Consider the following 10,542-nt stretch of genomic DNA (forward strand, 5'->3'; position numbering starts at 1 on the left):
GGGCAGGGGTAAGGGGTAAGGGATTTGAAACCTTTCCCCCTTCCCATTTACCCTTTACCCCGCCAAGTTCACTTGGCGAACTACTAGGGTGTAAGTGGGAATGTTCAAGCTGATTTGAGGACAACAAGAAACCACCGAAGATATCTATACCTTGGGTGGTAGTGTGCAGTCGGGGGCGACAACTATTTTCAGATGAATTTATTAGAAATTGCTCAGAAGCGGGTTGTATGGTTGTTGGTTTTACTTATAACCAGTAAACCATTACAGGAACAATTATTAAGTCACAAGAGAAAATTTTCACAAAAATGGTGACACTGACGGCGTTTATCCCTTTGCTGACTGGTGCTGGCGGTAATGTGCTTGCCCAGTCTTCTACAGTGGTGATTCGAGGGATGAACACCGATGAAATGCGATCGCTTGGCACATTGCAGATAGTTGGCCGCGAAACTATCGCAACTGTATGGGTTTACTTTCTGCAAGGGCGATTAGAAGTAGCGATCGCGGCATGTGCCTGGTAGCGATTTCTGTATTAGCTTTTATCTCTGGTTCAGCACTGCCGTTTCTATTTTGCTACCTCCTGTTTAGATCCGGCATTGATGTCAGCACCATTTATTACTACAGAAGTTGATGTAGTAGGCGTTTTGATTTATTTCAATTTGGCGCAGTTAATTTTAAGGTTAAGAAAGGAGTCATTGGTCATTAATCAATAACAAATTACAAACGACAAATGACTATTTTTTACAATTCTGATTCCGTCACTGGAGCAACAATTTCGCCAGTACCCAATTGCAGTATCATGTCTTGTTCAGTAATTAATCCACTGAGTTCTTTTACTTGTAAATTCATTTCTTCACAAGCTTGTCTGAGTTCTCGGGCAAATTTGTTGAGGTCTTGACCATAGCCACATTGATAAGCAGCAGTTTCAATTCCTTGCTTGGCATTTGCTCTAGCACAATCTACTAGTTCTGTGCCATATAGTGGTGTAGGAGATGCCATAGACGTAGTTGTTATCTCTAAATGTATGCTGCTGAATAGACTATCAATATTTCAATTTTTACTCATCCCTCTAATGGAAGACAATGAGGGTAGAGTTAGGCGTGAAGAGTTAGTAGTTAGTAGTTAATAGGTTATAATTTTGAACTCTGATAACTTTAGTTTTGGAATTTGGAATTAAACAAAAAATATAAAATTCCAAATTCTATGACTTCTAACTCCTAACTTTTTTATCGAACAGAACTCAGGAGTCAGAAGTCAGAATTTATTCTGACTTCTGAATTCTTCTTCAATTAGCCATTGACAACTTCGCCACCATTTACGTGCAGAACTTGTCCAGAGACATAAGAAGCATCATCAGATGCTAGATATACATAACTGGGGGCAACTTCTTCTGGTTGTCCGGCTCGTTGCATTGGTACTTGTTTCCCAAAATTCTCAACTTTCTCTTCGGGGAAAGTTGAGGGAATTAAAGGTGTCCAAATTGGCCCTGGTGCGACAGCATTAACGCGAATTCCTTTTGACACCAAATTTTGTGATAAGGAGCGGGTAAAAGCAACGATCGCACCTTTTGTAGAAGAATAATCTAGCAGTTGTGGGCTACCTTTATAAGCTGTTACCGATGTGGTATTGATGATAGCACTGCCTGTTTGCAAATGCTTGAGTGCAGCTTTAGTCATAAAAAACATTGAGAAGATATTAGTGCGAAAAGTTCGCTCTAATTGTTCTTTAGTGATTTCTTCAATACTTTCTTTAGGATGTTGTTCGGCGGCGTTGTTGATGAGAATATCGAGTTTGCCAAACTCACCAACTGTTTGTTGGATAGCTTGCTGACAAAAAGTTTCATCGCCAATATCGCCTGCGATAGTTACTGCACGACGACCTTGTTTTTCTACCAAATGTTTTGTTTCTTTGGCATCATCGTGTTCATTCAAGTAAAGAATAGCCACATCTGCACCTTCTTTAGCAAATGCGATCGCTACAGCACGACCAATACCACTATCTGCACCCGTAATCAATGCTACTTTATCTTGTAACTTGCCACTACCTCGATACTCGGCATCATCTGCTTTCGGTTTTGGTGTCATTTCAGATTCAACACCTGGTACTTCTTGCTGCTGTGGCGGCTGCAATGTTTTCTCTTTTTTCTCTTTTGATTTAGCCATAAGTTTTTTCTTGGTAATTGAATATTGAATTGGGCATTTATTACCCCCATCTTTCTCATTAGCCATTTTCAAAAGTAAACCCTGGATCAAAAATTTAACCCAAGGTTTATTTTCCGCTTCGGCTCCTACTTGCCATTTGCAATTTTTCGGATATACATATCCCGAATTCGTATCAAAGGCACTTATTTCTAGAAACTGTAGGCAGCTGATGTTATTTATACTCAAACATGACAGACACTATTCACCTGACGGCAAGAACAAGTATAAAACTATGATTCGATGAAATAGTTATCTCTTTCATCTGCTATTAAGTTAACTATTAAGTTGCTGTAATTTATCGCTCTCTAGAGGTAAACTAAGCTAAAATTTGCTCAACCTTAAGACAGAAAATAAATTAAATAATAAAAATTATTCAATTAGTTTATCATGATTTCTTCTAGCTCACTCAAGAACTGTGCCATTGTCGATAAATGAAAATATAGATTTCTACTTTTTCACTTTGTAGTTGCACAACTACCTACTAGTCTGTCAAGTTTAAATTTATGGATATAGGAATCTGCTTTGATTTTTGTATCCCTGACGGGAGCGTAGCTATAGTTACTTGCGTGTGCAGGCAAGAGGCAATAGAAAAGAAGGCTTTCTAAATTGTACGGAGCTTTTTCACGTAATAAAATATGAGTCATATTGACAATTTTAAATTAATGAGTTTAGTCCTTATTTTCTAAGTAATCAACTCATTACTACAAACCTTTAAAAATAGCTTGACAGAATAGTAAAATCATGCGTTCAACCTTCATTGGTATTAATTTAAGCTGATATCTGCATAGCCACATTTTTGTAGGATAAAGTACTTGCTTACTAGTTACCAAACTAATAGGCCAAAAGCCTGCGTGGTGCGCTACATTGGGATTATTAGAGGGCAGCGGTTATGGCAATACTAAATATTTCCGAGTTAGAGCAGGTTGAAAAGTTTCGCCAATTACAATTAACCCTGCGCGATCGCTGGAAAACGATCGAGTCGTTTGACAATAGTGAAGCAGATATTTTAATTATTCCCTCTCTAAGTCTTGACCAGCGCGAACTCCAAAAGATCGAAGGCTGCGAACATTATGAAGAAAGATTACTATTTTCTTTAATTCGGTTGCAGAATCCTCGGACTCGGCTGGTTTATGTAACATCTGTACCACTGCATCCTAGTATCATTGATTATTATCTGCAACTTTTGCCAGGAATTCCCTTTTCTCATGCGCGCAATCGCTTGCTGCTACTTTCTACTTACGATTCTTCCCTTAAACCTCTCAGTCAAAAGATTTTAGAACGCCCCCGTCTACTAGAGCGGATTCATCAATCTTTGAGGCTAGATAAATCATTTATGATCTGCTACAACTCTTCGCACTGGGAAGGCGAATTGTCTTTAAAATTGGGTGTACCACTGTATGCTGCTGCACCAGATTTACAGATTTGGGGGACAAAAAGTGGCAGTCGGCAAATCTTCAAGGAAAGTGGAGTACCGCATCCAGATGGCAGCGAAAAAATTTGGAACCATACAGATTTGGCAGAAGCTACCAGTGATTTGTGGGAAAGACAACCAACATTAAAACGGGTAGTGGTAAAACTCAACGAAGGTATTTCGGGAGAGGGAAATGCCTTGCTCGATCTGAGACCAATTGAGAATTTAGCACCAGGTATTGGTACTCACGCTCAAAGGGTAGCAGCAATTAGCGATCGCTTCTCAACAATGCGCTTTCAAGCAAAACTTGAGACTTGGGATAATTTTTCGGGAAGAATCCCAGAATTAGGGGCAATTGTCGAAGCATTTGTGGAAGGGGAAATAAAGCGATCGCCCAGTGTCCAAGGCCGGATCACACCCACTGGTAAAGTGGAAATCCTTTCAACTCATGACCAAATTCTCGGAGGCCCAGACGGTCAGATTTACCTTGGTTGTCGCTTCCCGGCTGATGAAAGCTATCGATTACAATTACAACAATTAGGACTACAAGTTGGTAGCAAGCTAGCAGAGAAAGGTACTTTAGAGCGATTTGGCGTAGATTTTATCACCGTTGACAAGGGTAATGGTGAGTGGGATATTCAGGCGATCGAAATTAATCTGCGTAAAGGTGGCACAACTCATCCATTCATGACCCTGAAATTATTAACAAACGGTCGCTATGACCTTTCTACGGGCTTATTTTATAGTCAGCAAGGTCGTCCGAAATACTACATTGCTACTGATAATTTGCAAAAAGAGCGCTATCAGGGATTGTTACCTAATGATTTGATGGATATCATCGCTGAACACAGACTACACTTTGACACTGGTACAGAGACTGGCACAGTGTTTCATCTCATGGGTTGTCTTTCGCAGTTTGGCAAGTTGGGATTAACCAGCATCGGTGATTCTCCGCAACAAGCACAAGATATTTATAACAAAGTTGTCAAGTTTTTGGATGAAGAAACCCGCAGCGAAAATCGTGATTTCTCGGCGTTTTCAGATTATTCTTTTCCCGTAGCTTGGGATGAATATATATAGGTAAAAGACATCTCCAGGAATGAAATATGCTTTATCTATAACCGAATGGCACTAAGAAAAGCTGAAACCTCGTCAGGGCAGGGTGTGGGGAGTGTGGGAGGACGGGGAAGAAGTCTTACCCCCCACACTCCCCACACTCCCCACACTCAAAAAGCAAGTTATATCAGGGCTTTGCGATTAACAAGTGTGCCATTCATCTATAACCCTTGTTAGTTCTGAATGCGATCGCTATTAGGTAAACTTTCCTGGTTGCTAGGTTCTTTACGAGATTGAGTATAAATATAGGCCACCAAGGCTAAAGTCAGCCCAATGGCCAAAACTACTCCCAAGATTCGCAAAAAATTGGGAGTAATTTTCGTAGCTAGCTGCTCACTTAGCTTTGGTTGGTAAATAGTGTCATCTAGTGGTACTTGTCGTCTGCCTTGATTGGATGCAGACCGTGGTTGATACAATGTCACATCTGGCGGTACTTGTGGTCTATCTTGATTCGCTCCAGGTCGCGGTTGAAATAATGTCTTATCTGGTGGCACTTGTTGTCCGCCTTGATTCGCTCCAGGTCGCGGTTGAAACAATGTTTTATCTGGTGGCACTTGTTGTCCACCAAGATTCGCCCCAGGTCGCGGTTGATACAATGTCTTATCTGGTGGCACCTGTTGTCCACCAAGATTCGCCCCAGGTCGCGGTTGATACAACGTCTTATCTGGCGGCACTTGTTGTCCACCTTGATTAGCTCCAGGTCGCGGTTGATACAAGGTCACGTCCGGTTTGCTGGGGTTGGAATTATTCACAGGACTCTGTGGACTTTGCTCAGCTGGGTTAAACTGCCTCGGAACTGTTTCGTGATTTGAACCTTGGTTGTATCCAGGCTGAAGGGGAGGAACTGTTTCCTCTGATTGGTTTTGCTCAATCGGGTTAAATTGTCTGGAAATAGTTTCGTGATTTGAACCTTGATTATATGCAGATGGGGGACGGAGAACGGTATCTTCGTTTGATTGTCTGGGAACAGTTTCGTTATTTGAACCTTGATTATATGCAGATGGAGGGGGGAGAACGGTGTCGTCGTTCGATTGTCTGGGAACAGTTTCGTGATTTGAACCGTGATTATATGCAGATGGAGGACGGTAAACGGTGTCGTCGTTCGATTGTCTGGGAACAGTTTCGTGATTTGAACCCTGATTGGAGGAAGGTTGTGATTGCCCGGTAGCTTTTCCCGGTAAATTAATAGTGTTTGTGACGGATTTGGCAGCAGATTGCAAAGCAAGATTGAGTTCTTCTACTGTTGCAAATCGGTTAGCTGGGTTCTTGTGGAGGCATTTCATCACCACCGCTTCCAATTCTACGGAATAATGCTCACAACCTGGCTGCGATCGCAGTGGCTTCGGTGGTTCATAAGCATGAGCTAATACCCAAGAAGCCTCGCTGACATGACTACCCTTAATGCTGATTCCAAAAGGATCGGCAGCACTCAGCATTTCATAAAGGATGATTCCTAAACTGTAAATATCACCCCTTGCATCCAGGTTTTTATCGCTTTGGATTTGCTCAGGAGGTGCATAACGAAATGTGCCAATAAAAGTACTGGTGATATTGGTAATATTGGCATTTTCTGAAGATTCACTCCGAATTTTGGCAACACCAAAATCCAAAACCTTTACCCACTCACCCAAATCTGTAGGCACTAAAAATATATTATCTGGTTTCAGGTCACGATGAACTACCTGAATATGCTCAGTGCTTTTTCCGCCTTCCCGTTGGAGAGTAACCCCTTGATGGGCAAGCTGTAAACCTTTGCAAACTTGCGCCATAATTTTTACCGCCCGCTCAACAGATAGCCGCTTCTCGCGCAGCAGTAATTGTCTGAGCGTTTGCCCACGTAAATATTCCATTACGTAAAATGGAAAGCCTTCCGAAGTGAATCCACAATCACTAATTTTAACTATGTGGTCACTTTGCAAAGCAGCACAAACTGCTACCTCACGCTCAAAACGCTTTCTCATTTCTTGTGATGCCACCAGCGTATCTTTGAGCAACTTCAACGCTACTTGTTGACCAACACGGGTGTCCGTTGCCAGGAAGACATCTCCCATGCCACCCCCGCCTAACCGTTTGTCTAAACGATATCGCTCGTTATCACCTACCAAGCGACCAATCCAAGAATTTGAAGGAGGTGGGGATTTCATCTGGGGGAACCCATTCTAGTAACTTTAAGGTTTTGACTTTAGCTCAGATATACTACTAGTATTACAAATATTTTGCTGACTTGGTAACTTAGATGAATACTAGTAACATATATTACTTAGCCTTTATCTGATTATACCCAGCTTAACATATTACTAACTTAAAATAATGTTAGCAATTTGATAAAATGTTTAAAATTAAGCCCTATGGTGCTTTAAAATTGGTTCCTGATGTGAAGTTAACGCAAATTATACGAGGTCTTTAGCTTCATTAGTGCTGATACTTCGTATGCCATGCGGATAGTCTCTGTTACAGAATATTTAAAGTTTTGCAAAATATATTCTGTCAATGTACTCTGGCGTACATGATTAAGATGTGCTATTGCCATGAGGAACGAGGATGAGTAATGTACTCTCTATAGCCGCCGTGACAGCAGTACTAAAAGTCTTGCTGGAAAATGGCTTGGTCAGCGATCCGATCGCTGCGAGTGTTGGTGATGTGATTGTAACTGCCCTACCACCCGATCGAATTTCAGTTGAAGCTGACGAGCGGGCTCAAATCAACCTCTTTCTTTATCAAGTAACACAGAACCGCAATGTCGATTGGGTATCTCAGGAATTTCGCAGCAGACATTCACGTATAAATGGAAACGCATCTTCTCAGAGTCCGCCACTAGCTCTTGACCTCCATTACTTACTAACAGCGTATGGAGCCAAGGATTTTCAGGCGGAGCTTTTATTGGGCTATGCAATGCATTTATTACACAAAACACCAGCCATCACATCGGATATTATTGAGAATACTCTGATAAATGCCTCTACAACTAATACCTCAAGTGCTTTTTCGCAAGCTGTAGCAAGTGTATCTGTACCTGATTTAGCTGAACAAATTGGTCAGATTAAACTGACTCCAGAGTTTTTTAACATGGAAGAAACTTCTAAATTATGGTCTGCGTTACAAACACACTATCGACCTTCAGCTACCTATCTCGCATCAATGGTATTGATTGAGAGTAGCAAACCTGAAAATTCTGAAGTCTATATCATGCCCTTGTCTCAACCGACTATAGAGCAAGTTATGGCTTCGGCAAAGACCGAGCAAACGATTTTTACAGGTACAACATTAGTAATTCGTGGTAAACGTTTACGTGGTGAGATTACCCGAATCCGTTTGAGTCATAGGGAGACTTTACTAGTACCTCATGATGTTAAAGAAACACAAATTAGCCTGTTAATCCCATCAGATTTATACGCAAGTGTGCAAGGTATCCAAGTTGTACATCTAACAATGGGCAATGCAGGACAAACAGATTATGTATTTGAATCAAACGTTGCAGCTTTTGTCATCCATCCAACAATTACGGCATTTGTCGCTCAAGTGGAAAATAGCGGCGACAATTTACGCACAGCAGAAATTACCGTTAAATTCCAGCCCAAAGTTGGTAAGGCACAGCGAGTAGTTTTGCTACTCAATGAAGTATCAGTTAATAGTCCGGTAGCTTACTCTTTCTTGGTTGCACCACGCACTGAAGACACCGATGCAATTACTATTCCTGTCAAAAATGTAAAGCCAGGGACTTATATTGTTCGGGTGCAAGTAGATGGGGCAGAAAGTCCACTGCACAGGAAGAATCAGTCTGGAGCTTATGATTCGCCACAGGTGACAATCTTATGAATGCTACAACAAATCGCAATTGGGATGAGGCAAACTACCGCTATCTATCAGCAGCCCTTGCCGTGGTGCGTGGGATTTTAGAAAATCACACGGCAAAAGAGCAAAATCAATCTGTAGAGAAAAATCAAGAGAATTTACAGCAAGCTTTACAGGAAGCGGCTGCTGCAATGCCTGCGCCATCAGCATTGGAGAGAGTATGCAAAATATTTAGTCTCTCATCCTTTGAACGTGATTTGTTGTTGTTGTGTGCAGGTATGGAGTTGAATGGAGATTTTGCTAAATTGTGTGCCATAACACACGGAGATTTACAACGAGCTTACCCAACTCTAAGTTTAGCTCTGTCCGCTTTACCTAACGTCCACTGGGATGCGATCGCTCCAAATGCTCCCTTACGTCATTGGCGGTTAATTCAAATTGGTGATGGTCATGCCTTGACTCTCAGTCCTGTAAGAATTGACGAACGAATTTTACATTATCTCACGGGCATTCAATATCTTGACGAACGATTAGCTGGCATCATTGAACCATTACCAGAGGTTAGCGATTTAGTCCCCTCGCACCAAGATTTAGCAGAGCGAGTTGCAGCAGTTTGGTCGCAAGCTGACAAAATTAATAGCTTACCAATCGTGCAGCTATGTAGTAGCGAAACTACTAGCAAACGCGCCATTGCCGCGACCATTTGTCAACTCCAGGGTTTAAGTTTGTGGGTAATGCCTGCACAACTTATTCCCTTAGCACCTAGCGAGTTAGATAATCTGATTCGCCTGTGGACTCGCGAGACGATTTTAAGTAAGTGTGCGTTACTCATAGACTGCAACGAACTAGATAATAATGATATGGCGCGGCTGAATGCGATCGCTCGTTTCATCGAACGCACCAAGGGCTTTTTAATAGTTACGAGTCGAGAACGGATTGGACTAGGACAACGCCTGGTAGTTAATTTTGACGTACATCAACCAACTAGCAAAGAACAAGGTACAGTTTGGCAAGATGCCCTAGGTTCAATGGCATCACAAATGAACGGGCAAGTTAAAACCTTAGTGGATCAGTTTAACCTAAGTGCCGCAACCATTCGGGCTGCTTGTGCAGAAGCCGCAGGACAATTAGCACAAAAACCAGACAACGATATCACGAGCATTTTATGGGATGCCTGCCGTGTGCAAGCACGTCCGCGCTTGGATGAACTCGCCCAAAGGATTGAGCCATCTGGTGATTGGGAAGATTTGGTATTGCCAGAGGCACAGAAACAAGTTCTGCGAGACATTGCGGCTCATGTGCGTCAACGCAGTACTGTATATAACAATTGGGGTTTTGGTGGCAAGAGTGCTAGAGGATTGGGAATTAGTGCCTTATTCGCAGGTGCTAGCGGCACTGGTAAAACCTTGGGGGCAGAAGTACTCGCCCAGAAATTGCGTCTCGACCTTTATCGAATCGATCTATCATCGGTAGTTAGCAAATATATTGGCGAAACAGAGAAGAATTTGCGCCGGGTATTTGATGCTGCTGAACAAGGCGGGGTGATTTTGTTATTTGATGAAGCTGATGCTTTATTTGGCAAACGTAGTGAAGTTAAAGATGCGCGCGATCGCTATGCCAATATTGAAGTTAGCTACCTGTTGCAACGCATGGAAAGCTATCCAGGTTTAGCAGTCCTGACTACGAACTTAAAAAGTGCAATTGATACAGCCTTTCTGCGCCGGATTCGCTTCGTGGTGCAATTCCCCTTCCCCGACACAACACAACGAGCCGAGATTTGGCGGCGCGTCTTTCCCGCCGACACCCCAACCGCAGACTTAGATGCTCTGCAACTAGCACGGCTAAATGTCGCTGGGGGTAATATCCGTAACATAGCTTTAAATGCAGCTTTTCTGGCAGCTGATGCCGGGGAAGCAGTGCAGATGAAACACGTATTGCGGGCTGCTCAAACGGAATATAGCAAGTTAGAGAAGCCTTTAACTGATGCGGAAGTTGGGGGGGGTATTGGAATAGGGGAGAAGGCAG

6 protein-coding genes and 1 pseudogene are annotated in these 10,542 nt (G+C 42.4%); 4 read left to right on the plus strand and 3 right to left on the minus strand.

Annotated elements, in window-relative coordinates; all coding sequences use genetic code 11:
* The first annotated feature begins 305 nt into the window (after positions 1-305).
* Positions 306-710: pseudogene (locus tag G1O98_RS32840) on the plus strand (magnesium transporter).
* Between the two features lie 28 nt (positions 711-738).
* Here the strand turns inward: G1O98_RS32840 and G1O98_RS32845 are convergent.
* Both G1O98_RS32845 and G1O98_RS32850 read right to left on the minus strand, forming a co-directional pair.
* On the minus strand, positions 739-996 hold the full coding sequence (locus tag G1O98_RS32845) for a hypothetical protein (RefSeq protein WP_012409850.1): 258 nt from the start codon (positions 994-996) through the stop codon (positions 739-741).
* A 290-nt stretch (positions 997-1,286) separates the two neighbouring features.
* The gene (locus tag G1O98_RS32850; RefSeq protein ID WP_163937356.1) at positions 1,287-2,159 is read right to left on the minus strand and encodes an SDR family oxidoreductase; all 873 of its coding nucleotides are present in this window, start codon (positions 2,157-2,159) and stop codon (positions 1,287-1,289) included.
* 928 nt (positions 2,160-3,087) lie between these two features.
* Here G1O98_RS32850 and G1O98_RS32855 point away from each other — a divergent pair.
* Complete coding sequence (locus tag G1O98_RS32855; RefSeq protein WP_163937360.1) at positions 3,088-4,689, plus strand: peptide ligase PGM1-related protein; 1,602 nt, start codon at positions 3,088-3,090, stop codon at positions 4,687-4,689.
* 209 nt (positions 4,690-4,898) lie between these two features.
* On the opposite strand, the gene G1O98_RS32860 is transcribed toward G1O98_RS32855, so the two are convergent.
* Positions 4,899-6,869, minus strand: coding sequence for a serine/threonine-protein kinase (locus G1O98_RS32860; protein ID WP_163937364.1), 1,971 nt, complete (start codon positions 6,867-6,869; stop codon positions 4,899-4,901).
* Between the two features lie 397 nt (positions 6,870-7,266).
* Here G1O98_RS32860 and G1O98_RS32865 point away from each other — a divergent pair, with 397 nt between their 5' ends.
* Both G1O98_RS32865 and G1O98_RS32870 read left to right on the plus strand, forming a co-directional pair.
* Positions 7,267-8,541, plus strand: a complete 1,275-nt coding sequence (locus tag G1O98_RS32865) for a DUF4255 domain-containing protein (protein WP_163937366.1) — start codon at positions 7,267-7,269, stop codon at positions 8,539-8,541.
* Positions 8,538-10,542, plus strand: a 2,005-nt coding sequence (locus tag G1O98_RS32870) for an ATP-binding protein (RefSeq protein WP_163937369.1), incomplete at its 3' end; no start/stop codon positions are given. The genes G1O98_RS32865 and G1O98_RS32870, both read left to right, overlap by 4 nt.

Origin of the sequence: Nostoc sp. UIC 10630, assembly GCF_010747425.1 — a bacterium.
Classification (GTDB): Bacteria; Cyanobacteriota; Cyanobacteriia; order Cyanobacteriales; family Nostocaceae; genus Nostoc.

Coding starts and splice junctions, on each gene's coding strand:
- G1O98_RS32860 (WP_163937364.1), bottom strand. CDS start 6,869: ATGAAATCCCCACCTCCTTCAAATTCTTGGATTGGTCGCTTGGTAGGT.
- G1O98_RS32855 (WP_163937360.1), top strand. CDS start 3,088: ATGGCAATACTAAATATTTCCGAGTTAGAGCAGGTTGAAAAGTTTCGC.
- G1O98_RS32865 (WP_163937366.1), top strand. CDS start 7,267: ATGAGTAATGTACTCTCTATAGCCGCCGTGACAGCAGTACTAAAAGTC.
- G1O98_RS32850 (WP_163937356.1), bottom strand. CDS start 2,159: ATGGCTAAATCAAAAGAGAAAAAAGAGAAAACATTGCAGCCGCCACAG.
- G1O98_RS32845 (WP_012409850.1), bottom strand. CDS start 996: ATGGCATCTCCTACACCACTATATGGCACAGAACTAGTAGATTGTGCT.